The sequence below is a fragment of the Citrobacter sp. Cf116 genome, assembly GCF_030336505.1.
Lineage (GTDB): Bacteria > Pseudomonadota > Gammaproteobacteria > Enterobacterales > Enterobacteriaceae > Citrobacter > Citrobacter freundii.
Map to the genome: position 1 here is coordinate 22,238 of NZ_JAOWEQ010000041.1, position 25,889 is coordinate 48,126.

Here is a 25,889-nt window from a genome sequence, read left to right on the forward strand (position 1 = left end):
AAATATACTAAAAGGCAATAATAACACGGCCTGTCGCAATCGTATGAATGGGACAGGCCGAAAAGTCAGACATGCAAAAACGGTGCTTTAGTCTTGTTGATTAACCTTGCGCTCAATCGCTTTGAGGCGCTTGCTCATATCATCAATATTCATCACCAGTGCAGCTGTTTTACGCCATACCTTATTGGGTTGTAGCGGAATGCCTGAGGAATAGACGCCGGGTTCGGTGATAGGACGCATCACCATACCCATGCCAGTCACCGTGACTTTGTCGCATATTTCCATATGCCCATTGATCACGCTGGCGCCGCCAATCATGCAGTAACGGCCAATCTTCAGGCTACCCGCCATAATGACGCCACCGGCTACTGCCGTATTGTCGCCAATCACAACGTTATGCGCAATCTGGCACTGGTTATCAATGATAACACCATTACCGATCACAGTATCGTCCAGAGCACCACGGTCAATGGTGGTACAAGCGCCGATCTCAACGCGATCGCCGATAATCACGCGACCAAGTTGCGGGATCTTTACCCAGTTACCGCGATCGTTCGCGTAACCAAATCCATCAGATCCAACGACAGTGCTTGACTGGATCAGGCAATTCTCACCGATCTGAATGTCGTGGTAAATCGTCACATTCGCCCACAAGCGTGAACCTGCACCGATTTTAGTATTTTTTCCGACGAAGCAGCCTGCGCCGATAACGACGTTATCACCCAGTTCTACGCCAGACTCAATGACCGCATTTGCGCCCACAGAGACATTATTACCCAGCTTCGCCGTTGCATCGATCACTGCACTCGGTGCAATGTTCTGTGCAGGCTGAGGCGTGGTATCTAGAATTTGCGCCATACGTGCATAGGTCAGGTAGGGATTCTTCACTACCAACGCGGCACTTTTAGCAAAAGGAAGATCGTCCTGCGTCATTACTACGGCAGAAGCCTGGCATACGCCTAAGTGTTCACGGTACTTAGGATTCACCATGAACGTGATATTGCCAGTTTGCGCAGATTGCATGGACGCTACGCCGGTGATGACGATATCGCCATCACCGTGTAATTCTGCATCCAACTGCTCTGCTAAATCAGCCAGTCGAATTGAAGGCATTACTTATTTAACCTGTTTCAGTACGTCAGCGGTGATGTCTTTTACATCGCTGCTGTTGTATGCAACGGTGTTTGCGTCAACGACCAGATCGATGCTCTGGCTGCTGGCAACAGATTTCACAGCAGTCTGGATACGAGTAACCAGTTTGCCACGTTCTTCGTTGGAGCGACGCGCACGATCCTGCTCAAAAGCCTGAGCTTTCTGAGAGAAAGTCTGGCGCTGAGCCATAACGTCTTTTTCCAGCTTGGTACGATCGCTACCTGCTTTCATTGATTGCAGACGCTGCATCTTAGATTGCAGATCGGATTCCATACGCTGCAATTCGCTGGCACGGCCTTTGAACTCGTTTTCCAGCGTAGCAGAAACGCCTGTCTTCTGTGCAACCTGTTGGAACAGGCTACCCATGTTGACGATTGCAATTTTGTCAGCCGCTTGTGCGGACGTTGCCATCGCTAAACCGAGACCTGCAGCTAATAACCACTTTTTCACAATTAACTCCTTACCATCCCATTTGCACCCGAAGGTGCAGTTCTTTGCGTGGCCAGGCGATCCCATGCAAGATCGCCTAAAGTCATCGCTACACTACCACTACATTCCTTTGCGAAGAACAATTACCAGGTTTTACCAATGTTAAACTGGAACTGTTCCGCTTTGTCTCCATCGTACTTCTTGAACGGCTGGGCGTAGGAGAAAACCAACGGCCCCAATGGGGACATCCATTGTAAAGCGATACCCGCTGACATACGGATATTACTTGGATCACTGTAGTCCGGCACACCTATAGCACGTGTTTGAGCGCTATCCTGCCAGTTAGTATCCCAAACGGTACCCATATCCCAGAAGAACGAGGTACGAACCGAGTTGGCATACTTGTCGCTAATGAACGGCGTTGGGGTAATAAACTCCAGGCTGGCGACAGCCATGGCGTTACCGCCCACTGCGTCATCCGATTTACAGTCCTTACCGTCTGCGTTGGAACACTCTTCGTAGTCACTATTATCAGAACCACTGGCGTAAGCACCGTTTTTGTAGACTGCTTTTGGACCGATAGTATTCGACTGGAAGCCACGCACGGTGCTGGAACCACCTGCATAGAAGTTCTCATAGAACGGCATTTCTTTGCTGCCAATGCCGTCGCCATAGCCTACCTTCGTACGTCCTAAAACCACCCACTTGTGATCGTCATCGATCGGCACATAGGTCGCGGTATCCATCGACACTTTGTAGTATTCGTTATCAGAACCCGGAATGGTCACTTTACCGTTCAGGTTGACGCGTGTACCGTCCGTTGGGAAATATCCACGGTCCAGTTTGTTGTACGTCCAACCGTAGTTAAAGGTGAAGTCATCAGCGGCAAAGCTGTTGGTATTGGTCTCGCCCATTGACTCAAGATAACGATCCATCGCAACCTGCGGCTGCATGTTGGACAGTTTGTTATGTACATAACCCAGGCCGGCACGCAACGTGTTGTATTCGTTTACCGGGAAGCCAAGCGTTACGTCTGTACCATAACTTTTGTTGGTATAGTCGGACAGATCCGCATCATTCGCTTCAAAGTCGTTATAGAAGACACGGCCACCCAGGCTCACACCATCAACGGTGAAGTACGGGTTAGTCACAGACAACTCAGTATAGGTCTGGTAGTCGTTTTTGGTGCCGTTGATGCCAACAGAATAACCGGTACCTAACCAGTTATCTTGCTGAACGCCAGCCTGGAAGCTCACGCCGCTCTCGGTACCGTAACCGACGCCGAAGTTAAAGCTACCGGTGTTACGCTCTTTGACCTTGTAGACTACATCAACCTGATCCGGTCTGCCCGGAACACGCTGAGTATCGGTATCAACTGTTTCAAAGTAACCCAGACGGTTCAGACGCTCTTTACCCTGGTCGACCAGATCGCTGCCCAACCATGCACCTTCCATCTGACGCATTTCGCGACGCAGAACGGAATCTTTAGAGGTGTCGTTACCTTCAAAACGAATCTTACGCACATAGAAACGGTTACCCGCATCCACGTTTACGCGTAATTTAACGGTTTTGTCAGCGTCGTTGATTTCAGGCTGCGACTGTACGCGCGGATAGGCATAGCCATAGCGACCCAGGAGCTTCTTGATATCATCTTCCATTTTGGTCACTTTGGTGCCGTTATAGAGTTCACCTGGCTCGATCTTCGTCAGGGTCTCAATTTCGGCAGAGTGCCCGGCCAGGTTACCGCTCACCTGAACACCAGAAAGCTTGTACTGCTCGCCTTCTGTGATGTTAACGGTGATGTAGATACCTTTTTTATCCGGCGTCAGGCTGACCTGAGTGGAATCGATATTGAAGCGGGCATAACCGCGATCCAGATAGTAACTGCGCAGGGTTTCAAGGTCGCCCGCCAGTTTCTGTTTCTGGTATTTGCGATCGCCCACCACGTTCCACCACGGTACTTCATCACGCAACTGGAAGTGAGAGATAAGTTCGTCAGTCGTGAAGGCATGGTTGCCGACGATATTGATCTGTTGGATCTTCGCCGAAACACCTTCCTGGAAGACCAGCTTGAGGTCAACGCGGTTACGCGGCAACGGCGTCACCACCGCTTTCACACTGGCGCTGTACTTACCGACGCTATAGTAGAAATCTTCCAGGCCTTTTTCGATATCGGCAAGCGTGGTGCGATCCAGAGACTCGCCAACACGCACGCCAGACGCCTCGAGGTTTTGCTTGAGCATGTCATCTTTCACCGATTTATTACCGGAGAAAGTGATGCTTGCAATCGTCGGACGCTCTTTTACCTGAACCAGAAGGGTATCACCATCGCGCAGGACGCGGACATCCTCAAAGTTACCGGTGGCGAACAGAGCACGAATGGTATTACTGATGTCTTCATCATTAACCGTGTCGCCTGTGCGCACCGGCATACTGAGGAGAGCCGCACCAACGGCGACTCGCTGTAGGCCTTCGAAATGAATGTCCTTCACTACGAACCCTTCAGCACCGTATACGGTGGCGCTGCTAAACAGCAGCGACGCTATGAGCAACTTTTTCATCGCCATCGTTATTATGCGTTCTTCCTAACACTCTCTTACAACCGAGAGAAATCATTGAAAAGTGCAAGCCCCATTAACAACACCAGCAAGATAGAGCCAATGCGATAACTAAAGTCTTGAACCCGCTCGGATACCGGACCGCCCTTCAGCTTTTCAATCGCCAGGAACAGCAGATGCCCCCCGTCAAGAACGGGCAACGGAAACAGGTTGATTATCCCTAAGTTCACGCTGATAAGCGCAAGGAACATCAGGTAATAAATAACCCCGAACTCCGCTGACATCCCAGCCCCCTGGGCGATAGAAATCGGCCCACTGAGGTTGTTCAGTTTTACATCACCGGTAATCAATTTTCCCAGCATACTGACCGTCAGCTTCATCAACTGCCACGTTTTATCCGAGGCTTCGAGGATGGCGCTGAATGGCCCATACTGGCGTACAGTCTTATACTCATCAGGCAGAGGAATAACTTTAGGCACCACGCCCGCAAAACCTTCTGCCTTCCCGTTAACCTGTTTTGAATCTGGGGTTAACGTTAAAGACAAGGAACTTCCTTGTCTTTCAATATCTAGCGCTAACGGCTTATCCGGATTATCGCGCACCAGCGTCACAAACGTCATCCATTGCGTCAGCGGCTGACCATTGACTTTAACGATCCTGTCGCCTGCTTGCAAACCTGCCTTACTTGCAGCGGAGTTAACCTGCACTTCTGACAGCACCGGTTCAATCTGCGGACCGCGCGGACGAATCCCTAAACTGGAGACGGGATCCTCTTTGTCTGGCTCAAATGCCCACTGACGTAAATCCAGCGTTTTGTCCTGACGCTGGTTACTGCCAAACTGCGCTACGCTGAGAGTCGTATGCTCATCGCCAATTTTGGCTACCAGTTGCAATCTCACGGCATCCCAATCAGGGGTTTCGATACCATCAACCGCTTTTAGTTCCGTACCCGGCTGAATTTGCGCCTGCGCGGCAATCGAGTTGGGTGTTATTTCACCAACAACCGGACGAACACCAGGGACACCGATGATAAACACCAGCCAGTAAGCGAAAATAGCAAAAAGGAAGTTTGCAATCGGACCTGCGGCGATGATGGCTGCGCGTTGTCCAACCGTTTTATTGTTGAAAGCGTAATGGCGCAGCTCCGGTGCGACTGGTTCAGCGCGCTCATCCAGCATTTTGACGTAACCGCCGAGGGGAATCAGGGCGATAACGTATTCCGTACCTAATTTATCGGTACGCCGCCAAAGCGCTTTTCCAAAACCAATGGAAAAGCGTTCGACGCGGACTCCGCAGCGCCGCGCAACCCAGAAATGACCAAATTCATGCACGGTGATAAGCACACCAAGTGCGACAATGAATGCAGCCAGATTCCAGAGAATACTCAGCATAAGACCATCCGTTAGAGCGTCCTGAATACCAGTAACAACAGGCAGGCAAAGACCGGTACCGCAGCCGTCAGGCTATCAATACGGTCCAGAATACCACCGTGTCCTGGAATTAAGTGACCACTATCCTTAATACCTGCTTCACGCTTAAACATACTCTCGGTCAGGTCACCCAGCACGGAGGCCAGGGCTGCAACGATGGAGCAAATGAGCAAGGTGACAGGCGCAACTTCAAGATTCGCCCACATGCCATAACCCCATGAGATCACGGCCGCAGTGGCGAGTCCGCCAATAAAACCCTGCCAGGTTTTACCAGGAGAAACCTTCGGTGCCAGCTTATGTTTGCCAAACAGCTTACCAAACATATACGCACCAGAGTCCGCTCCCCAAACGAGGATCATGACATACAGCAGCCATAGCGCGCCACTATAATGATTCTCATCATAGTGCCATGCACGTAGCGCCAGCATTCCCCAAAAGAACGGAACAATGGTTAACACGCCGAAAATTATGCGTAATGTTTTGGAATTACGCCAGACCGACGCAGAGCCGGGATAAAACAATACCAGCAACAGCGCCACGACCCACCAGCCCAGCGACGCCCACAGCGATACTTCAACCAGCGGCTGATGAATATTGCGATGGTATTCCGGCAGTAAGAACAGCATTAGCGCCAGCAATAGCCCGCACAAAACCGCCAGCCAGACTCGCTGTGTACGCGTGGTAAAACCGCTTAACTGTCCCCATTCCCAGGCGGCCAGCATACAAACGACCAGCGTGACAATGGCGAACCCCACCGGCGGCAGCAAAAACAGCGCCGCGATGACAACGGGTATTAAAACAAAAGCAGAAATCAGGCGATACTTCAGCAAAAGCGACCCCCATCAGGCTTTTTCATCACCGGGCTCGGTGCCGCCGAAACGACGCTCACGATTAGCAAAGGCATGCAGCGCACCTTCAAAGTCTTGTTCATCGAAATCGGGCCAGAGAACATCCGTAAAGTAAAGTTCGGCATAGGCAATTTGCCACAACAGAAAATTACTAATTCGATGCTCTCCCCCAGTCCTTATCACTAAATCCACAGGAGCCAGTTCATGCATACAAATTTGCTGCCCAAGCATCTCTTCATCGATTTGCTCTGGACGCAGCAGACCATCCTGCACCTGTTGTGCCAGTTGCCTGACCCCCTGGACTATATCCCACCGTCCACCGTAATTCGCTGCAATATTCAGCGTCAACCCGGTATTCTGGGCAGTAATCGCTTCTGATTTGCGAATCCGTTCTTGCAAACGAGAGTTAAATCGACTGATATCCCCGATAATACGCAGACGTACGTTATGGCGGTGCAGGTTTTTCACTTCACTATCAAGTGCCCACACAAACAGTTCCATTAACGCGCTCACTTCCTGCGCAGGTCGGTTCCAGTTCTCACTGCTAAAGGCATACAGCGTTAACGCATCAATACCGTTATTGGCAGCAAAAGAGACAGCCCGGCGGACGGATTTTGCTCCGGCCTTATGCCCAAAGGCGCGAATCTTCCCTTGCTTTTTCGCCCAGCGGCCATTGCCATCCATGATAATTGCGACATGGCGACAACCATGTGCTGGCAAATTTTCGCTTAATGGTTTAGTTGCAGACAACATAACGCGTTATTAGTCCCTGAAAGGATTTACGGTACTCAGGAATACTGAAGCCCATCCACAAAAAAGCCGTGTCAAACCACGGCTTACCCGACCGAAAAAAAGCAAATACCCGCGATCGGGTGGCGCAGACTATATCACTGAAGCCCAACGCTAACAAATAGCACGATTCTCCGTAGAGGGATTATCATCAGCTTGAGAGTCGCATCACTTCTTTTCTGGCGACGTCCCGCGCGATGGCATCAACCTTCAGCACGTCATCAACGCTCTGCGGCTCCTGCAAATCCATCTTATCCAGCACGGATAAATTCAGGTCAGCAATATCGGTAAATCGGATCTGCTGCGCCAGAAACGCGGCAACGGTAATTTCATTCGCGGCATTAAGTGCGGTCGTCGCCGCCTGCCCTTGCTCAAACGCGTCCATCGCCAGTTTCAGGCACGGATAACGCTGGTAATCAGGTGCAGAAAACGTCAGCGCACTGAGTTTGCAAAAATCGACAGGCTTAACACCGGACGTCACTCGTTCTGGCCATGCCATGGTATGGGCAATAGGTGTACGCATGTCCGGTTCACCCAACTGCGCCAGAACACTACCATCCTGATAACGGACCATCGAATGAATAACCGACTGCGGGTGAATCAGCACTTCCATCTGGCTTGCACTGGCATTAAATAGCCAACGCGCTTCAATGTATTCCAGACCTTTGTTCATCATGGTGGCGGAATCGACAGAGATTTTTCGTCCCATCGACCAATTCGGATGACGACATGCCTGATCGGGGGTCATAGAGACCAGATCGCGCAATGGCGTTTCACGGAATGGGCCACCAGACCCGGTAAGCAGAACTGACATGACGCCGTTTTGCTCAAGGTCAGCGTATCCCAGATTGTGTTGGATAGGTTGCGGTAAACTCTGAAAAATCGCGTTATGCTCGCTATCTACCGGCAAAAGCTGCGCTTTGTGACGTTTCACGTCGTCCATAAACAGACGACCGCAGGTCACCAGAGACTCTTTGTTCGCCAGTAAAATACTTTTGCTCGCACGAATTGCCGCCAGCGTTGGCAATAAGCCCGCTGCGCCGACAATTGCCGCCATGACCTGATCAACATCATCCAGCGCAGCCATATCACAGGCAGCCTGCTGACCGCTCATGACCTCAGTGCGACTGCCCTGCTCCAGCAGAGCTGCTTTTACCAACGCAGCGCTTTTTTCATCGTCCATTACCGCATAGCGAGGAGAAAACTCCAGGCATTGCTCTACCATGCGGGCGACATTTTTACCCGCCACCAACGCAGTAACACGAAATTTTTCCGGGTTATGGCGTACTACATCCAGCGTACTGCAACCAATGGAACCGGTTGATCCCAGGATGGTTAATTGCTTCATGAGACATCCAGAAGAATTTTACCCTTTAAGGTATATAGACAGAAAAAAGCAAAACGCCGCCATCCAGCCTTCTCAGGCCTTCTAAGCGGCGTTTTTAGCGTACAGGCGAATCAGAACTGCATCAGTTCCGCTTCTTTCTCTGCCAGCGCCGCATCAACTTTCTTGATTGCAGCGTCAGTCAGTTTCTGTACGTCGTCCTGAGAACGGCGATCGTCATCTTCGCTGATCTCTTTTTCTTTCAACAACGCTTTCACTTTGTCGTTTGCATCGCGGCGTACATTACGTACCGCAACACGCGCGCCTTCAGCTTCGCCACGCACGATCTTGGTCAGATCTTTACGACGTTCTTCGGTCAGCGGCGGCAGCGGAACGCGGATGTCGGAACCCGCAGAGCTTGGATTCAGACCGAGGTCGGAAGCCATGATGGCTTTCTCAACGGCTGGCCCCATAGAACGGTCAAACACGTTGATTTTCAGGGTACGGGAATCTTCAACCGTTACGCTTGCCAGTTGGCGCAGCGGAGTCGGTGTGCCGTAATATTCCACGACAATACCATCCAGCAGGCTAGGAGAAGCACGACCCGTGCGAATTTTGCTGATTTGGTTTTTGAACGCTTCGACGCATTTGTCCATGCGTACTTCAGCATCTTTTCTGATATCGTTGATCACGTTACGAATCCTTGAAAGCTTGTTTCAGTCAGACCATACCCGCCGCGCAAGATGTGACAAGTATAGTCTTGATTAATTTTGAGGGACGTATCCCGCGACATTAAAGCGGAATATTACCTGCATTTAGCCGCAACGGGAATTATTCCGTGATTAACGTGCCTTCTTTTTCACCCATAACAACACGGCGCAGTGCACCTGGTTTGTTCATGTTAAAGACACGAATCGGTAATTTGTGGTCACGAGCCAGCGTGAACGCAGCCAGATCCATGACTTTCAGCTCTTTATCCAGTACTTCAGTGTAGGTCAACTGTTCGTACATGGTCGCCGTCGGATCTTTAGCCGGGTCGGCAGTAAATACGCCATCGACTTTGGTGGCTTTCAGTACCACATCCGCTTCAATTTCAATACCACGCAGGCAGGCTGCTGAATCGGTGGTGAAGAACGGATTGCCGGTACCCGCAGACAAAATAACAACGCGGTTGTTACGCAGCAGGCTGATAGCTTCAGCCCAACTGTAGTTATCACACACGCCGTTCAGAGGAATTGCGGACATCAAGCGAGCGTTCACATAGGCGCGGTGAAGCGCATCGCGCATCGCCAGACCGTTCATTACGGTGGCTAACATGCCCATGTGGTCGCCCACAACGCGGTTCATCCCTGCTTTCGCCAGACCAGCGCCACGGAACAGGTTACCACCACCAATCACTACGCCAACCTGAATACCCAGCTCAACCAGCTCTTTGATTTCCTGAGCCATGCGGTCAAGGATGCTTGCATCAATACCGAAGCCTTCCGAACCTTGCAGAGCTTCGCCACTTAACTTAAGCAGAATACGTTTGTAGACGGGTTTTGCATTGGTAGCCATGTTTCTTTCCTGAGACTGTCAACGAATGAGATGAGTTAATTCCAGCGACATTGTATGTCGCTTTTCAGCAGGACCACTATAGCGGTTCGCTGAATTTACAAGCCAGACACAAAAAGAAGCCGCCCTCAGGCGGCTCCTTTCAAAATTAAGACTGCTTGGACATCGCAGCAACTTCTGCTGCAAAGTCAGTCTCAACTTTCTCGATGCCTTCACCCACTTCAAAGCGGATGAAGCCTGTTACGTCAGCGTTATGCTCTTTCAGCAGCTGACCAACAGATTTGCTCGGTTCCATGACGAAAGGCTGACCGGTCAGAGAAACTTCGCCGGTGAATTTCTTCATGCGGCCTTCAACCATTTTCTCTGCGATTTCTTTCGGCTTGCCAGACTGCATAGCGATGTCCAGCTGAACCTGGTATTCTTTTTCTACCACTTCAGCGGAAACGTCTTCCGGCTTAACGAATTCTGGTTTGCTTGCAGCAACGTGCATTGCCAGCTGTTTAACCAGTTCTTCGTCAGCGCCAGTTGCAGCAACCAGAACACCGATACGAGCACCATGCTGGTAGTTACCCAGAACTTCGCCTTCCAGGGAAGCAACGCGACGGATGTTGATGTTCTCACCGATTTTAGCAACCAGAGCAACACGTTCTTCTTCGAACTGTGCTTTCAGAACTTCAACGTCAGTGATTTTGCCAGCAACGGCAGCGTCCAGTACTTTGTCAGCAAATGCCTGGAAACCAGCATCTTTAGCAACGAAGTCAGTCTGGCAGTTAACTTCCAGAATGAAAGCGATGTTGCCGTCGATTTTGGTTTTGATTACGCCGTCAGCAGCAACGTTGCCTGCTTTTTTCGCCGCTTTGATTGCACCGGACTTACGCATGTTTTCGATTGCCAGCTCGATGTCGCCATTAGCTTCAGTCAGTGCTTTTTTGCAATCCATCATGCCTGCGCCAGTACGCTCACGCAGCTCTTTTACCAGGGATGCGGTAATTTCAGCCATTCTAAAATCCTCGGAAGATTTGATCTGCCCGGCATGAAACCGCACAGATTTAAAAGTGAAAAAGGGGGCCATATACAGGCCCCCTAACCAAACGTGATACTACCTGGTCTATAAGGGCTCTAACGAGCGTGCCTTATTATTCAGCTTCTACGAAGCTTTCTTCCGCCTGGGAAGCCAGATCCTGAGAACGGCCTTCACGAACGGTAGTAGCTACAGCGCCCAGGTACAGGGTCACAGCACGGATTGCGTCGTCGTTACCCGGGATAACGAAGTCAACACCGTCCGGATCAGAGTTGGTATCAACGATTGCAAATACTGGGATACCCAGGTTGTTTGCTTCTTTGATAGCAATGTGCTCGTGGTCAGCATCGATTACGAACAGAGCGTCCGGCAGACCGCCCATGTCTTTGATACCGCCCAGGCTGTTTTCCAGTTTCTCAAGCTCACGAGTACGCATCAGCGCTTCTTTCTTGGTCAGCTTTTCGAAAGTACCGTCCTGAGACTGAGTTTCCAGATCTTTCAGACGTTTGATGGACTGACGAACGGTTTTCCAGTTAGTCAGCATACCGCCCAGCCAGCGATGGTTCACGAAGAACTGGTCGCAGCTGTTAGCAGCTTCTTTCACCGCTTCGCTTGCAGCGCGTTTAGTACCAACGAAAAGGATTTTACCTTTACGAGCAGAGATCTTGTTCAGTTCAGCCAGAGCTTCGTTGAACATCGGTACAGTTTTCTCAAGGTTGATGATGTGAACTTTGTTACGCGCACCGAAGATGAACGGCTTCATTTTCGGGTTCCAGTAACGGGTCTGGTGACCGAAGTGAACACCAGCCTTGAGCATGTCGCGCATGGAAACAGTTGCCATGATTAAAACCTCTATATATAAAAGTTGGGGTTAAGCCTCCACGCATCCCATATTACCGACCCCAAAGGGCACCCCGGAATATGTGCCGATACGTGTGTGTTGTTACACAAAGTGAGATTTGTCGCTCCCGTCCATCGTGTGTAGTCTTCGAATGGATCGGAAGTCCGGCGCGCTTTATACCACAAATACGCCATAGACACCAATAATTGTTGGCACTGTGTGCTGTTAATGATTCTCAATTTGGCAGCACGTATGCGGGACTGATACCATTGGCAGCACTTAAACAATTATTGCCGATATCATCGGCACTGATGGACAGAATTCATGGCTATCTCAATCAAGACCCCTGAAGAAATCGAAAAAATGCGCGTCGCTGGCCGCCTGGCCGCTGATGTACTGGAAATGATCGAACCGTTTGTTAAACCGGGCGTCAGCACCGGCGAGCTGGATCGTATCTGTAATGACTATATCGTGAATGAGCAGCAGGCCATTTCCGCCTGCCTGGGTTACCACGGCTATCCGAAGTCCGTGTGTATCTCTATTAATGAAGTGGTGTGCCACGGGATCCCGGACGACGCCAAACTTCTGAAAGACGGCGATATCGTCAACATCGATGTGACTGTGATTAAAGACGAGTACCACGGCGACACCTCGAAAATGTTTATCGTCGGCAAACCTACTATTCTGGGCGAGCGTCTGTGCCGCGTCACGCAGGAAAGCCTGTATCTGGCGCTGCGGATGGTGAAACCGGGCATTCGCCTGCGCACGCTGGGCGCTGCAATTCAGAAATATGCGGAAGGTGAAGGTTTCTCTGTCGTTCGTGAATACTGCGGTCACGGTATCGGTCGCGGCTTCCATGAAGAGCCGCAGGTTCTGCACTACGATGCAGACGACGGCGGTGTGGTACTGCAGCCGGGCATGACGTTCACCGTAGAACCGATGCTGAATGCCGGTGATTACCGCATCCGCACCATGAAAGACGGCTGGACGGTGAAAACCAAAGACCGGAGCTTGTCTGCACAGTACGAGCATACTATTGTAGTGACGGAAAACGGCTGTGAGATTCTGACGTTACGCAAGGATGACACCATCCCGGCGATCATCACACACGGCGAATAATGTTTTGCCTGATGGCGATACATTCGCATCTTATCAGGCCTACAAATTGTACTACTTAGTAGGCCGGGTAAGGCGTTCACGCCATCATCCGGCTTTTTAATGGGTGGCGCATAATGAATACTCTTCCTGAACAGCACGCAAATACTGCCCTCCCCACCCTGCCTGGCCAGCCACAAAACCCAGGGACATGGCCACAGCACGACCTCAACTGCACCGGTATTAAAGCGCATATCGACACCTTCCAGAGCTGGTTAGGCGAAGCGTTTGACAGTGGAATTTCCGCAGAACAGCTCATTGAGGCCCGCACCGAATTTATTGATCAGTTGCTTCAGCGCCTGTGGATTGAAGCCGGTTTCGGTCAAATTGCCGACCTGGCGCTGGTTGCCGTTGGCGGCTACGGGCGCGGCGAACTGCATCCGCTCTCCGATATTGACCTGCTGATCCTCAGTCGTAAAAAGCTACCTGATTCGCAGGCAGAAAAAGTCGGTGAGCTGTTAACGCTGCTATGGGACGTGAGGCTGGAGGTTGGGCACAGCGTGCGTACGCTGGAAGAGTGTCTGCTGGAAGGATTATCAGATTTAACCGTCGCCACTAACCTGATTGAAACACGCCTGCTTATCGGCGATGTGGCGTTATTTCTTGAGCTGCAAAAGCATATTTTTAGCGAAGGTTTCTGGCCGTCCGATAAATTTTACGCCGCCAAAGTGGAAGAGCAAAATCAGCGCCACCAGCGTTATCACGGCACCAGCTACAACCTGGAGCCGGATATCAAAAGCAGTCCCGGCGGCCTGCGCGATATCCATACTCTGCAATGGGTGGCCCGTCGCCATTTTGGCGCCACCTCGCTGGACGAAATGGTCGGCTTCGGCTTTTTGACGCTGGCAGAACGCGCCGAACTGAATGAATGTTTGCATATCCTGTGGCGGATTCGCTTCGCCCTGCATCTGGTCGTTAGTCGTTACGACAACCGCCTGCTGTTTGACCGCCAACTCAGCGTGGCGCAACGGCTAAACTACGGCGGCGAAGGCAACGAGCCGATCGAGCGGATGATGAAAGACTATTTCCGGGTCACGCGACGGGTCAGCGAACTGAACCATATGCTGTTGCAACTGTTCGACGAAGCGATCCTCGCCCTGCCAGCCGATGAAAAACCGCGCCCGATTGATGACGACTTTCAACTGCGCGGCACATTGATCGATCTGCGCAACGACGACCTGTTTATCCGTAAACCCGAAGCGATATTGCGGATGTTCTACATCATGGTACGTAACAGCGCGATCAGCGGGATTTACTCCACCACGCTGCGCCATTTGCGTCATGCCCGCCGTCATTTAACCCAGCCACTCTGCTACATTCCGGAAGCGCGTTCGCTGTTTCTCAGTATGTTGCGCCATCCGGGCGCGGTGAGTCGCGGCCTGCTGCCGATGCATCGGCACAGCGTTTTGTGGGCCTATATGCCGCAATGGTCGCACATTGTCGGCCAAATGCAGTTTGACCTGTTTCATGCCTATACGGTGGATGAGCACACTATCCGTGTGATGCTCAAGCTGGAGAGTTTTGCTAACGAAGAGACCCGTCCGCGCCATCCGCTGTGCGTGGATCTGTGGCCGCGCTTGCGACAGCCGGAGCTAATTCTGATTGCCGCGCTGTTCCACGATATCGCCAAAGGTCGCGGCGGCGATCACTCGGTTCTCGGCGCCCAGGACGTGCTCAAATTCGCCGAGCTGCACGGTCTGAACTCGCGTGAAACGCAACTGATCGTCTGGCTGGTGCGTCAGCATTTGCTGATGTCGGTGACCGCTCAGCGCCGTGATATTCAGGATCCGGAAGTGATCAAGCAATTCGCTGAAGAAGTACAAACGGAACATCGTCTGCGCTTTTTAGTGTGCCTGACCGTCGCGGATATTTGCGCTACTAACGAAACGCTGTGGAATAGCTGGAAGCAAAGTCTGCTGCGCGAGCTGTACTTTGCGACGGAAAAACAGCTACGTCGAGGGATGCAAAACACGCCAGATATGCGCGAACGCGTTCGCCATCATCAGCTTCAGGCACTGGCGCTACTGCGTATGGACAACATTGATGAAGAAGCCCTGCACCACATCTGGTCGCGCTGTCGCGCCAACTATTTCGTGCGCCACAGCCCAAATCAACTGGCCTGGCATGCGCGTCATCTGCTGCAGCACGATCTCAGTAAGCCGCTAATCCTGCTCAGCCCGCAGGCCACGCGCGGCGGAACGGAAATTTTCATCTGGAGCCCCGATCGCCCTTACCTGTTTGCCGCCGTCTGCGCCGAACTGGACAGGCGCAATCTAAGCGTCCACGATGCGCAGATTTTCACTACCCGCGATGGGATGGCGATGGATACGTTCATCGTGCTGGAACCGGACGGCAGCCCGCTGTCTTCAGACAGACACGAAGCGATCCGTTTTGGACTGGAACAGGCCATCACGCAGCGCAGCTGGCAGCCACCGCAACCACGTCGTCAGCCGGCAAAATTACGCCACTTTACCGTCGATACCGAGGTTACTTTCCTGCCGACCCACACCGACCGAAAATCATTTCTTGAGCTTATCGCTCTCGACCAGCCTGGACTGCTGGCGCGGGTCGGGCAGATTTTTGCCGATCTGGGAATTTCGCTGCATGGCGCCCGAATTACAACCATTGGCGAGCGAGTAGAAGATTTATTCATAATCGCCACCGCCGACCGGCGCGCCCTTAATAATGAGCTGCAGCAGGAAGTGCATCAACGGTTGACAGAGGCCCTCAATCCAAACGATAAAGGGTGATGTTTTTATTTATTATGGAAAGAGTTTAACAATGCAGCAGTTACAGAACGTTATTGAGTCCGCTTTCGAGCGCCGTGCCGACATTACTCCGGCAAATGTAGATACCGTAACCCGCGAAGCGGTGAATCAGGTTATTGCTTTACTGGATTCCGGTGCACTGCGCGTCGCAGAAAAGATTGAGGGTCAGTGGGTCACGCATCAGTGGCTGAAAAAGGCGGTCCTGCTCTCTTTCCGTATTAACGATAATCAGGTTATCGAGGGTGCGGAAAGCCGTTACTTCGATAAAGTGCCGATGAAATTCGCCAACTACGACGAAGCACGCTTCCAGAAAGAAGGTTTCCGCGTGGTTCCGCCAGCGGCCGTACGCCAGGGTGCGTTTATCGCCCGTAACACCGTGCTGATGCCGTCTTACGTGAACATCGGCGCTTATGTGGATGAAGGTACGATGGTTGATACCTGGGCGACCGTGGGTTCCTGCGCGCAAATTGGTAAAAACGTTCACCTGTCCGGCGGCGTTGGCATCGGTGGCGTACTGGAGCCGTTACAGGCTAACCCGACCATCATCGAAGACAACTGCTTCATCGGCGCACGTTCTGAAGTGGTTGAAGGCGTGATCGTCGAAGAAGGCTCTGTTATCTCTATGGGCGTGTACATTGGTCAGAGCACCCGTATTTACGATCGTGAAACCGGCGAAGTGCATTATGGCCGCGTTCCGGCGGGCTCTGTGGTTGTCTCCGGCAACCTGCCGTCGAAAGATGGCAAATACAGCCTGTACTGCGCGGTGATTGTGAAGAAAGTCGATGCCAAAACGCGTGGCAAAGTAGGAATCAACGAACTGTTACGCACCATCGACTAACAGTGATTTGAAAAAGCGGGCTTAGCCCGCTTTTTTTACATCTGCGAGTGGCATAAACAAGGCTTTTCGTTAATTATTCAATGGTTATGGTGAGCTTAAGGGTACCGCTATGTATGACAATCTGAAAAGTCTGGGCATTACTAATCCTGAAGAAATCGATCGTTACAGCCTGCGGCAAGAAGCCAACAACGATATCCTGAAAATCTATTTCCAGAAGGATAAAGGCGAGTTTTTTGCCAAGAGCGTGAAGTTCAAATATCCCCGTCAGCGTAAAACGGTTGTCGCCGATGGCGTCGGCCAGGGTTACAAAGAAGTGCAGGAGATCAGTCCCAACCTGCGCTATGTGATCGACGAACTGGATCAGATCTGCCAGCGCGATCGCAGCGAAGTCGATCTTAAACGCAAGATCCTTGATGATTTACGTCATCTGGAAAGCGTCGTGACCAACAAGATCAGCGAAATTGAAGCCGATCTGGAAAAACTAACGCGTAAATAACCGCGAGTGAATGTGTTCGTAGGCCGGGTAAGGCGAAGCCGCCCCCCGGCATTTTGCCTGATAAGCGTAGCGCCAACAGGCAAGGAATTAATGCTGCTCATCCAGTTGTAGCGCGACATACAGCAGCAATCGGTCGTCAAAATTCCCTAAATCCAGCCCGGTCAGCTCTGAAATTCGGTTCAGGCGATATTCCAGCGTATTACGGTGGATAAATAACGCTTTTGAGGTCGCCAGCGGCTGAACGTTATGCCGAAACCACGCCGCTAATGTTCGACGCAGTAAGCCGTTGTTATCCATTGCTTTCAGCCGTACCAACGGACGCGCCAGCTCGTTGGCCTGCCAGCCGCCGCGCAGGCTGTCCAGCAGAACTGGCAGCATCAAATCCTGGTAGAAATAGCTACGACTTTCCGGCATCCGTTGCTTGCCGACCATCATGGTCGTGCGCGCCGTACGATACGAACGGGCAATACTGCCTGGCCCGGTAAAATAGTTGCCCAGCGACACGCGAAAACGCAGCTGTCCGTTCTCTTTCATGCGAGCAATGAGCTGCTCAACACGCTTGCGGTGATCTTCCGCGTCCCAGCGACCAAACTGATTGAGCGCCGGTTTCAGCACCACCATCTCGGTCAGGGAAACAATCGCAATCAGATTATTACGTTCAGGCGTAGTCAACGCGTTCTGCAATTGCTGTAGCTCCGCCATCGCGCTGTCAACGCCAAGCTGGCCACTATCAACCTCTACCACTGCCACCACGCGCGGCTGGTTCAAATCAATGCCTAAACGTTGCGCCCACTCCATCAGCGCCGGGGTATTCTCTTCCGCCTGAATCAGATTCATCACCAGCTCTTCACGCAGGCGGCTATCCTGCGCTAACAGATGCATCAGGCGCGACTGCTCCAGCATCATTTCGGCTGTCATGCACACCAGCTCGCCGTATTTACGCAGATGTTCCGGTTCACCGGTAAGCCCGATAACGCCAACGATTTCGCCTTCCAGGCGCAACGGCAGGTTTATCCCCTGACGCACGCCGTGCAAATGCCTCGCCACTGCATCGTCAATGTCCACCACCCGGCCCTGCGAAAGCACCAGCAGCGCACCTTCGTGCAATTCACCAATGCGTTCGCGATCGCCACTGCCAATGATCCGCCCACGGGCATCCATTACGTTGATATTGGTATCAATGATGCGCATGGTTCGCGCCACGATATCCTGCGCCATTTTGGTATCAAGATGCCAGCCAGCCATAAACCCCTCCTGTGAGCAGAGCTCAAGCATAGGGAAGATAATAAGCGGCGACATTGTGCAAATGCACAAAGCGGAAGGGAGAAATATGGAGTTGTGGGAGGTATCACAAAAAGAACCCCTTCCTGTACAGGAAGGGGTTGAGGGAGATTACTGCATCAACAGATAGATGGAGCTGTCGCCACGCTGAATGTTCAGCGCCAGCACAGCGGGTTTGCTGTCGAGGATTTTGCGCAATTCGGCGATGTTTTTCACCGGCTGCTGATTCGCACCGATAATCACATCCCCTTTCTTCAGGCCGATCTGTGCAGCCGGAGAATTCGGTTTCACGTCGCTTACCACGACACCTTTATCCTGGCCTTTGTTGCTCATATCGGCACCTTCAATGCCTTTGAAGATAGAGCTGGAATCAACCTGAGTCTGGCTGCTCTGCTGCAATTCCAGGTTCACGGTGACCGGCTTACCGTCACGCAGCAGACCCAGGGTGATTTTGCTGCCGACCGGCATCGTCCCCACCTGCGCACGCAGAGCGGCGAAGCTGCTGATTGGTTTGCCGTTCAGGGAGGTAATCACATCCCCGGCTTTAATACCGGCTTTCGCTGCGGAAGAGTTCGGCATTACCTGGCTGACGAATGCGCCACGCTGAGCGTCAACTTTCATCGCTTTCGCCAGCTCAGAGCTCAGTTCGGTCCCCATAATACCCAGCTCACCACGTTTAACCTGACCAAACTCAACCATCTGCGAAGTCAGGTTTTTCACCATGTTGCTTGGGATTGCAAAACCGATACCGATGTTACCGCCGTCCGGCGCGAGGATCGCGGTGTTAATGCCGATCAGCTCACCGTTCAGATTGACCAGCGCGCCACCGGAGTTACCCCGGTTGATCGCAGCATCCGTCTGAATAAAGTTTTCATAGTTCTCCGCATTCAGGCCGCTACGGCCCAGAGCAGAAACGATGCCGGAGGTCACGGTCTCACCGAGGCCAAACGGGTTACCGATTGCTACGGTGTAATCACCCACGCGCAGCGCGTCGGAGTCTGCCAGCTTAATCGCCGTCAGGTTTTTCGGATCCTGAATTTGGATCAGCGCGATATCGGAGCGTGGATCTTTGCCCACGATCTTCGCGTCAAATTTACGGCCATCGCTCAACTGAACCTTAATTACCGTAGCGTTATCCACCACGTGGTTGTTGGTCACGACATACCCTTTCGCAGCATCAATAATTACGCCGGAACCCAGCGCCATAAATTTCTGCTGCTGGCCGCCGCCGTTACCAGCGCCCGGTGCGCCGCCCTGGCAGAACGGTGAACTCTGGAACGGAGATCCGTCCTGGCAGAACGGTGAATTATCACCAAAGAACTGCTGGAAATTACGCGGCATACGCGGCGTATTCACCGTCGTGCTCCCCTCGACGTTAATACTTACCACCGATGGCATCACTTTTTCGAGCATCGGGGCCAGGCTTGGCATCTGTTGGGCGGTCATTGCTGAAGACGACGTCTCAGCCGCAGTTGCAGACAGGGGGGACAACGCCAAACCTAAACTCAGAGCCAGTGCACTCATTGCTAATGTGGTTTTTTTCATGTGTTTCGTTCTCGATTAACAGGTAACGCAAAATTGCTGTATACGTCAGAGTCGTTTTATAACGCTAAGTTCCAGAATTGAGTTTAAGGAAAAAGTAAAATTTTATTGGCCGTCTTTACAAATGAGTATTTATTGTTCTACGGCCATCAAGCGACGATATTCATCCCAGGCATACAAATCTGTCATCCCGCTGATATAATCCTGGATCAACCGGCAGCGATAATAATATTCCAGAACCGAATACTCAGCGCACTCCGTCGATATTTTACTAACCGCCTCAACATACGCAAGACGATGGCGGGTAGACAACTTCTGAAATAAACGGGACTCGATAGGAAAACGTTTTACTCTTTCATTGTCGACCAGTTCAGTAAAATCTGACTGAGACATTTTCAATAACGGTTGATAGATCTCCAGCAACCCGCTGATCACCCGATAGCCCTGTAATTCCAGTTGCTCAACATCCGGATGGCTAAACACATGTTTTACCGCCACATTCTTATAAACGCCCAGTAACTGGCTGAAGCTACTGGCATCTTCTAACAGCGCATGATTAAAGCTGCCTTCATAAATCTGCGGCAAATTATCAATAAACCGCTGGGCCGCATACGGAACCAGTTTATTCAGCGTATTGACGCGTAAATACATAAAGAACTGATCTTCGGTGCTGCGGCTTAATGTATTTGAACGTGATTTTTCCCAGGCGTTCTCAACAACCTGACTAAACAGAGAGCCTTTTTCGTGATGCCCCCACGCTTCATGCAGATGATGGTAAAGTTGCTCGACGCTAAAGATTCTTTTCTCAACGGCATCTTCCAGGTCGGCCACGCAATATGAGATATCATCGGCAGCTTCCATAATCCAGGTTAATGGAAAACGACTGTAAGGTGCTAATGATAATTCTTTACGTAACCGCTCAATATACGGTTCCTCGGAAAGGTAATAACCAGGCTTCTTCATTAAATAGTTGTGCGTCTCGGGTGCACTGCCGCGCCACCATGCCGGACGGGTATATTTTAAAATACCGCCAACCTGCGCCCAGGTAAGGTTCATACGCATCAAAGTATGCACCAGACGAATACCCTGCGCATTGCCTTCAAAATAACACAAGTCCTGGCGTACCTTGCGGCGAATATCATTCAGCGACTCTTCACCTTCACGCAAACGTAATGCCGTCACCTGGCAGCGGTCATCACTCAGGGGCTGACTTTCCGCGTCGGCGGGATACAACCGCTGGCGAAACCAGTCATTAATCGCCGCTTCGCCAAAATGACCAAACGGCGGATTACCGATGTCATGCATCAGGCACGACATTTCGACAATACTCTCAAACGGTCCCGTCAGTTCATCCAGACCATACTGCTCCAGCAGCTTTAGCTCTTTCAGTCGGCTGAGGATCTCTTTCGCGATATAGCGCCCAACCTGCTGCACTTCCATCGAGTGCGTCAGGCGCGTACGCACCGCTGCATTACGCTCTAGCGGAAAGACCTGGGTTTTTTGTTGCAGCCGGCGAATAGCCGGAGAATTGATAATACGTCCACGATCGCTTTCAAAAATTCGCAGGATCTCATGCTCCGTCTTCACGCCCTGCGGCGAACGGTAACGGCGATGCCAGTTTATTTTTTTTCGGAAATCGATCTGTACCATATCCTCTCCCGCCTGAGAAATGCGCTACCCCTTAAGCGCATGATAGACTATGCCCTCAAATCTGGCTTATCGCGAGTAAATCTATGAAAATCGGCATCATTGGTGCAATGGAAGAAGAAGTTACGCTGCTGCGTGACAAAATCGAAAACCGTCAGACCATCACGCTCGGCGGTTGTGAAATTTACACCGGCCAACTGAACGGTACTGAGGTTGCGCTTCTGAAATCAGGTATCGGTAAAGTGGCTGCGGCGCTCGGCGCTACGCTGCTGCTTGAACGCTGCAAGCCGGACGCCATCATTAATACCGGTTCCGCGGGCGGCCTGGCCTCTACGCTGAAAGTCGGCGATATCGTAGTTTCTGATGAAGCGCGCTATCACGACGCCGACGTCACTGCCTTTGGTTATGAATTTGGTCAGCTACCGGGTTGCCCGGCTGGTTTTAAAGCCGATCCTGCGTTGATTGCAGCCGCAGAATCTTGCATCGCCGAACTCAATCTGAACGCTGTTCGCGGACTTATCGTCAGCGGCGATGCATTCATTAATGGTTCCGTGGGGCTGGCTAAAATTAAGCATAACTTCCCGCAGGCGATTGCCGTTGAGATGGAAGCGACCGCAATTGCGCACGTTTGCCACAACTTTAAGGTGCCATTTGTCGTGGTTCGCGCTATCTCTGACGTTGCCGATCAGCAGTCCCATCTCAGCTTTGACGAATTCCTGGTGGTTGCCGCGAAGCAGTCAAGCCTGATGGTTGAAACGCTGGTGCAGAAACTGGCGCATGGCTAAATTATTCTCAAGGGCGCTGGTCGCCCTGCTTTTCACTCTCCCGGCGTTCCTTTACGCCGCACCGCGTGTTGTAACGCTTTCTCCTGCCAATACCGAACTCGCTTTTGCCGCTGGCATTACCCCCGTTGGCGTCAGCAGCTACTCAAACTACCCGCCAGAAGCCAAAAATATTGAAGAGGTCTCAACATGGCAAGGTATGAATCTTGAGCGTATTGTGGCGCTGAAACCTGATTTGGTCGTCGCCTGGCGCGGGGGAAATGCTGAGCGGCAGGTGAATCAACTGACCTCCCTGGGAATTAAGGTCATCTGGGTGGACGCCGTTACCATTGAGCAGGTTGCCGATGCGCTACGCCAGTTGGCTGCGTGGAGCCCCAAGCCTGAACAAGCTAAACAGGCGGCGCAAACCATGCTTGATGACTATGCTTTACTTAAATCTCAGTATGCCAACAAACCGAAAAAACGCGTGTTTCTCCAGTTTGGTGCCAATCCTCTGTTTACCAGTGGAAAAGGTTCTATTCAGCACGAAGTTCTTGAGGTATGCGGCGGAGAAAACATCTTTGCCGGTAGTCGGGTTCCCTGGCCGCAGGTTAGCCGTGAGCAGGTCCTGGCACGAGCCCCCCAGGCTATTGTTGCAACCGGCGGTCCGGGCGAAACTCTGAAAATTGAGCAATACTGGGGAAACCAGCTAAAAATACCCGTTATTACACTTAATAGTGACTGGTTCGAACGCGCGAGCCCGCGTATTATCCTCGCCGCAAAACAACTCTGTAATGCGCTTTCACAGATAAATTAGCGCCTGCCCCCACCAGGTCTGTTGTGAGGATTTAAAAATGCTCGTCTATTGGCTTGATATTGTAGGCACCGCGGTATTTGCAATCTCTGGCGTATTACTGGCCGGAAAATTACGTATGGATCCGTTTGGCGTCCTGGTCCTCGGCGTGGTTACCGCCGTCGGAGGTGGCACGATCCGCGATATGGCGCTGGATAATGGACCGGTTTTTTGGGTTAAAGATCCAACCGATCTGGTCGTAGCGATGATCACCAGCATGCTGACGATCCTGTTGGTACGGCAGCCAAGACGCCTGCCGAAATGGATCCTTCCGGTGCTTGATGCCGTTGGCCTGGCGGTGTTCGTGGGTATTGGCGTCAACAAGGCCTTTCTCGCAGGAACAGGACCCTTGGTTGCGATTTGTATGGGGGTGATTACCGGCGTCGGCGGTGGGATCATTCGCGATGTATTAGCACGTGAAGTCCCGATGATTTTGCGCACCGAGATCTACGCCACAGCCTGTATTATCGGCGGGATCGTGCATGCGACGGCGTTTTATACCTTTGATGTTTCACTGGAAAACGCCAGTATGATGGGGATGATTGTCACCCTGCTGATTCGGCTTGCCGCCATTCGCTGGCATTTGAAATTACCGACGTTTGCGCTGGATGATAACGGACGTTGACATGATGATGCAGAATATGTAGGCCGGATAAGGCGTTTACGCCGCCATCCGGCACATTGCCCGGTGGCGCTACGCTTACCGGGCCTACACCATCAGACCACTGGTATTACAGACAGCAATCAGATGCTGAAAGAAGAACCACACCCGCAGGTGCTTTTCGCATTCGGGTTAGTCACAACGAAGCGGGAACCTTCCAGACCTTCGGTATAGTCAACCGCGCCGCCCACCAGATATTGCAGGCTCATCGGGTCAACCACCAGACCAACACCTTGTTTCTCAATGGTCATATCACCATCGTTCACCTGATCGTCAAAGGTGAAACCGTACTGGAAACCGCTGCAACCACCGCCGGTGATATACACACGTAATTTCAGATTCGGGTTATCTTCGTCAGCGATCAGGCTTTTTACTTTATTGGCTGCTGCTTCAGTAAATTGCAGTGGCAGCGCTACGTCATCACTCATATTTTGCTCCAAACGACATTGGCAATTGGGCAAATTATAACCCAATGGTTAAGGCCATTATCTAATACCCTGGTATTTCGTTCAAGTATTCTCGCCAGCGGCTGTACCCTGGCTTTTAGCCGCCTGCTCCGCTTCCTGTTTTGCCAGCGTACGGGCAAGGATAGTCGAGTATAGCGGCTTTCCGCCCATAAATTGGGCTAATAGTGTTGCGCCAAGACAGGTAATAATCATTGGCAAAATGAGCTGATAGTTATCGGTCATCTCCAGCACCAGCACAATACCGGTGAGCGGCGCCCTTACCGACGCCGCCAACAATGCCCCCATTCCGGCGATGGCAAAGGTCCCGGCCTCCAGATGATAATGCGGAAAAGAGGCCGCTGCCGCCATACCGAACGCGGTGCCAAGCAACGTGCCCAATGCCAGCATCGGGGCAAATATCCCGCCGGGCGCGCCGGACGAGAAGCACAGCAGCGTGGTAATGACGCGGGCAATAAAGATAAACAGCAGTAAACCAACGCTGAAATTCCCTGCCGCAGCGATAGGTATCAGGTTAAACCCGCCTCCAGCCGCTTCTGGTGTAATTAAGCCAAGAATCCCGCACAGACCGCCGATCGCACCGCCCATCAGCACCCATTTTTTGAGATCGCCGCCGTGGAAACGCTGGAACATATCCTGAGTCCGTAACACCATGGTGTTGAACAACGGTCCGACACAGCCAAAAATAATCCCCAGGACCAGATACAACCACAGCGTGTTCACCGGTGCATTGGAGAGCTTCCCAACTTCAATAAGCGGTGCCTCGCCGTTGAAAACACGAAACACAATGCTCGACATGATGACGCCGGTAAACACGGCTTTGATCGAGACAAGGTTATAGCGAAACTGCGGGCGCATCTCTTCAATAATGAACAGGATCCCCGCCAGCGGAGCGTTAAACGCCGCCGAAAGGCCCGCTGCCGCACCGGTCGCCAATAAGGTATGCCGCGCTTCTGCGCTACGCATGCGGAAAATATCCAGCACCATGCGCCCGAGGTTACCACCGATCTGCACGGTCGGTCCTTCTCGCCCGAGCACCATACCGGCACCCAGCGTGCCCATACCGCCGAAAAATTTCACCGGCAGTACGCGCCACCAGCGCACAGGCCGCAGCTCTTCCAGCGCGCCTTCAATCTCTGGGATCCCCGAACCACCGGCTTCCGGCGCAAACTTACGCACCAGGAAATAGCCGACCATCGCCAGCAACGCAGAGAGAATAAATGCCAGCGGCCACAGCAGAATGGCATGGTCCGCAACCTGAGCCAGCGCGCCAATGCGCTGATTCTGCACCCAGGTCACCGCTTTCTCAAATGCCACGCCAACAAGCCCTGTCACTGTACCCACTACGGCAGCCATCAACAGGATCGCCAACGGCGTTTTGTCTCGTTCCAGGAGTCGACGGATTTGATCCCTGCGGCGTAAACGCACAATTTGTTGTGCTTCAAAAGAGGGAGTGTCTGTCTTCATCAGATGATCA

At 52.0% G+C, this 25,889-nt stretch carries 23 protein-coding genes and 1 pseudogene; 7 read left to right on the forward strand and 17 right to left on the reverse strand.

Going from position 1 to position 25,889, the window contains the following annotated elements; genetic code table 11:
• Positions 1 to 87: 87 nt before the first annotated feature.
• The 11 genes from lpxD to rpsB all read right to left on the reverse strand — a co-directional run bounded on the left by lpxD (position 88) and on the right by rpsB (position 11,946).
• Positions 88 to 1,113 carry a UDP-3-O-(3-hydroxymyristoyl)glucosamine N-acyltransferase gene (gene lpxD, locus OGV74_RS21095; protein WP_003018531.1) on the reverse strand — a complete coding sequence of 342 codons (1,026 nt, stop codon included), beginning with the start codon at positions 1,111 to 1,113 and terminating at the stop codon, positions 88 to 90.
• Between the two features lie 3 nt (positions 1,114 to 1,116).
• Positions 1,117 to 1,602, reverse strand: coding sequence for a molecular chaperone Skp (gene skp, locus OGV74_RS21100; protein WP_003018533.1), 486 nt, complete (start codon positions 1,600 to 1,602; stop codon positions 1,117 to 1,119).
• 122 nt (positions 1,603 to 1,724) lie between these two features.
• On the reverse strand, positions 1,725 to 4,148 hold the full coding sequence (bamA, locus tag OGV74_RS21105; protein ID WP_003018536.1) for an outer membrane protein assembly factor BamA: 2,424 nt from the start codon (positions 4,146 to 4,148) through the stop codon (positions 1,725 to 1,727).
• A gap of 29 nt (positions 4,149 to 4,177) precedes the next feature.
• On the reverse strand, positions 4,178 to 5,530 hold the full coding sequence (gene rseP, locus OGV74_RS21110) for a sigma E protease regulator RseP (protein ID WP_003018539.1): 1,353 nt from the start codon (positions 5,528 to 5,530) through the stop codon (positions 4,178 to 4,180).
• A gap of 11 nt (positions 5,531 to 5,541) precedes the next feature.
• Entirely contained in the window at positions 5,542 to 6,399 is an 858-nt protein-coding gene (cdsA, locus tag OGV74_RS21115; protein ID WP_003018541.1) for a phosphatidate cytidylyltransferase, read from the reverse strand.
• Between the two features lie 12 nt (positions 6,400 to 6,411).
• Positions 6,412 to 7,170, reverse strand: coding sequence for a (2E,6E)-farnesyl-diphosphate-specific ditrans,polycis-undecaprenyl-diphosphate synthase (ispU, locus tag OGV74_RS21120; protein ID WP_003018543.1), 759 nt, complete (start codon positions 7,168 to 7,170; stop codon positions 6,412 to 6,414).
• 187 nt (positions 7,171 to 7,357) lie between these two features.
• Positions 7,358 to 8,554 (reverse strand): 1-deoxy-D-xylulose-5-phosphate reductoisomerase, encoded by a 1,197-nt coding sequence (ispC, locus tag OGV74_RS21125; RefSeq protein WP_048233869.1) that lies wholly within the window; start codon positions 8,552 to 8,554, stop codon positions 7,358 to 7,360.
• A 110-nt stretch (positions 8,555 to 8,664) separates the two neighbouring features.
• Positions 8,665 to 9,222, reverse strand: a complete 558-nt coding sequence (gene frr / locus OGV74_RS21130; protein WP_003018547.1) for a ribosome recycling factor — start codon at positions 9,220 to 9,222, stop codon at positions 8,665 to 8,667.
• A 139-nt stretch (positions 9,223 to 9,361) separates the two neighbouring features.
• Positions 9,362 to 10,087 (reverse strand): UMP kinase, encoded by a 726-nt coding sequence (gene pyrH, locus OGV74_RS21135; protein ID WP_003018549.1) that lies wholly within the window; start codon positions 10,085 to 10,087, stop codon positions 9,362 to 9,364.
• 145 nt (positions 10,088 to 10,232) lie between these two features.
• The gene (gene tsf / locus OGV74_RS21140; protein ID WP_003018551.1) at positions 10,233 to 11,084 is read right to left on the reverse strand and encodes a translation elongation factor Ts; all 852 of its coding nucleotides are present in this window, start codon (positions 11,082 to 11,084) and stop codon (positions 10,233 to 10,235) included.
• Positions 11,085 to 11,220: 136 nt separating this feature from the next.
• A complete protein-coding gene (rpsB, locus tag OGV74_RS21145; protein ID WP_003018553.1) occupies positions 11,221 to 11,946 on the reverse strand; it encodes a 30S ribosomal protein S2 in 726 nt (241 codons plus the stop codon).
• A 324-nt stretch (positions 11,947 to 12,270) separates the two neighbouring features.
• Between rpsB and map the strand changes: the two genes are divergently transcribed.
• From map to OGV74_RS21165, 4 genes are all read left to right on the forward strand, one after another.
• Positions 12,271 to 13,065 (forward strand): type I methionyl aminopeptidase, encoded by a 795-nt coding sequence (gene map / locus OGV74_RS21150; protein ID WP_003018555.1) that lies wholly within the window; start codon positions 12,271 to 12,273, stop codon positions 13,063 to 13,065.
• A gap of 113 nt (positions 13,066 to 13,178) precedes the next feature.
• The gene (gene glnD, locus OGV74_RS21155) at positions 13,179 to 15,851 is read left to right on the forward strand and encodes a bifunctional uridylyltransferase/uridylyl-removing protein GlnD (protein WP_003837534.1); all 2,673 of its coding nucleotides are present in this window, start codon (positions 13,179 to 13,181) and stop codon (positions 15,849 to 15,851) included.
• Positions 15,852 to 15,882: 31 nt separating this feature from the next.
• The gene (gene dapD / locus OGV74_RS21160; protein ID WP_003837532.1) at positions 15,883 to 16,707 is read left to right on the forward strand and encodes a 2,3,4,5-tetrahydropyridine-2,6-dicarboxylate N-succinyltransferase; all 825 of its coding nucleotides are present in this window, start codon (positions 15,883 to 15,885) and stop codon (positions 16,705 to 16,707) included.
• 109 nt (positions 16,708 to 16,816) lie between these two features.
• Entirely contained in the window at positions 16,817 to 17,203 is a 387-nt protein-coding gene (locus OGV74_RS21165) for a DUF3461 family protein (RefSeq protein ID WP_003018562.1), read from the forward strand.
• Positions 17,204 to 17,290: 87 nt separating this feature from the next.
• Here the strand turns inward: OGV74_RS21165 and cdaR are convergent, their stop codons facing one another.
• The 3 genes from cdaR to dgt form a co-directional block, all read right to left on the reverse strand.
• The gene (cdaR, locus tag OGV74_RS21170) at positions 17,291 to 18,448 is read right to left on the reverse strand and encodes a DNA-binding transcriptional regulator CdaR (protein WP_003018564.1); all 1,158 of its coding nucleotides are present in this window, start codon (positions 18,446 to 18,448) and stop codon (positions 17,291 to 17,293) included.
• Positions 18,449 to 18,595: 147 nt separating this feature from the next.
• Positions 18,596 to 20,029 (reverse strand): serine endoprotease DegP, encoded by a 1,434-nt coding sequence (gene degP / locus OGV74_RS21175; RefSeq protein WP_003018567.1) that lies wholly within the window; start codon positions 20,027 to 20,029, stop codon positions 18,596 to 18,598.
• Positions 20,030 to 20,158: 129 nt separating this feature from the next.
• Entirely contained in the window at positions 20,159 to 21,676 is a 1,518-nt protein-coding gene (dgt, locus tag OGV74_RS21180; protein WP_086504928.1) for a dGTPase, read from the reverse strand.
• 83 nt (positions 21,677 to 21,759) lie between these two features.
• On the opposite strand from dgt, the gene mtnN reads away from it, so the two are divergent.
• The 3 genes from mtnN to OGV74_RS21195 are packed head-to-tail and all read left to right on the forward strand — an operon-like array spanning position 21,760 to position 23,912.
• Positions 21,760 to 22,458, forward strand: coding sequence for a 5'-methylthioadenosine/S-adenosylhomocysteine nucleosidase (gene mtnN / locus OGV74_RS21185; protein WP_003018572.1), 699 nt, complete (start codon positions 21,760 to 21,762; stop codon positions 22,456 to 22,458).
• Entirely contained in the window at positions 22,451 to 23,251 is an 801-nt protein-coding gene (btuF, locus tag OGV74_RS21190) for a vitamin B12 ABC transporter substrate-binding protein BtuF (RefSeq protein ID WP_032948552.1), read from the forward strand. The genes mtnN and btuF overlap by 8 nt, the downstream gene beginning before the upstream one ends.
• A gap of 37 nt (positions 23,252 to 23,288) precedes the next feature.
• Positions 23,289 to 23,912, forward strand: a complete 624-nt coding sequence (locus tag OGV74_RS21195) for a TRIC cation channel family protein (RefSeq protein ID WP_003018578.1) — start codon at positions 23,289 to 23,291, stop codon at positions 23,910 to 23,912.
• Positions 23,913 to 24,031: 119 nt separating this feature from the next.
• Here the strand turns inward: OGV74_RS21195 and erpA are convergent, their stop codons facing one another.
• The 3 genes and pseudogenes from erpA to clcA all read right to left on the reverse strand — a co-directional run bounded on the left by erpA (position 24,032) and on the right by clcA (position 25,879).
• On the reverse strand, positions 24,032 to 24,376 hold the full coding sequence (gene erpA / locus OGV74_RS21200) for an iron-sulfur cluster insertion protein ErpA (protein ID WP_003018581.1): 345 nt from the start codon (positions 24,374 to 24,376) through the stop codon (positions 24,032 to 24,034).
• Positions 24,369 to 24,434: pseudogene (gene yadW / locus OGV74_RS21205) on the reverse strand (small protein YadW). Before yadW ends, erpA begins: the two are co-directional and overlap by 8 nt.
• A gap of 23 nt (positions 24,435 to 24,457) precedes the next feature.
• A complete protein-coding gene (clcA, locus tag OGV74_RS21210; RefSeq protein WP_003018583.1) occupies positions 24,458 to 25,879 on the reverse strand; it encodes a H(+)/Cl(-) exchange transporter ClcA in 1,422 nt (473 codons plus the stop codon).
• Between the last annotated feature and the right edge of the window lie 10 nt (positions 25,880 to 25,889).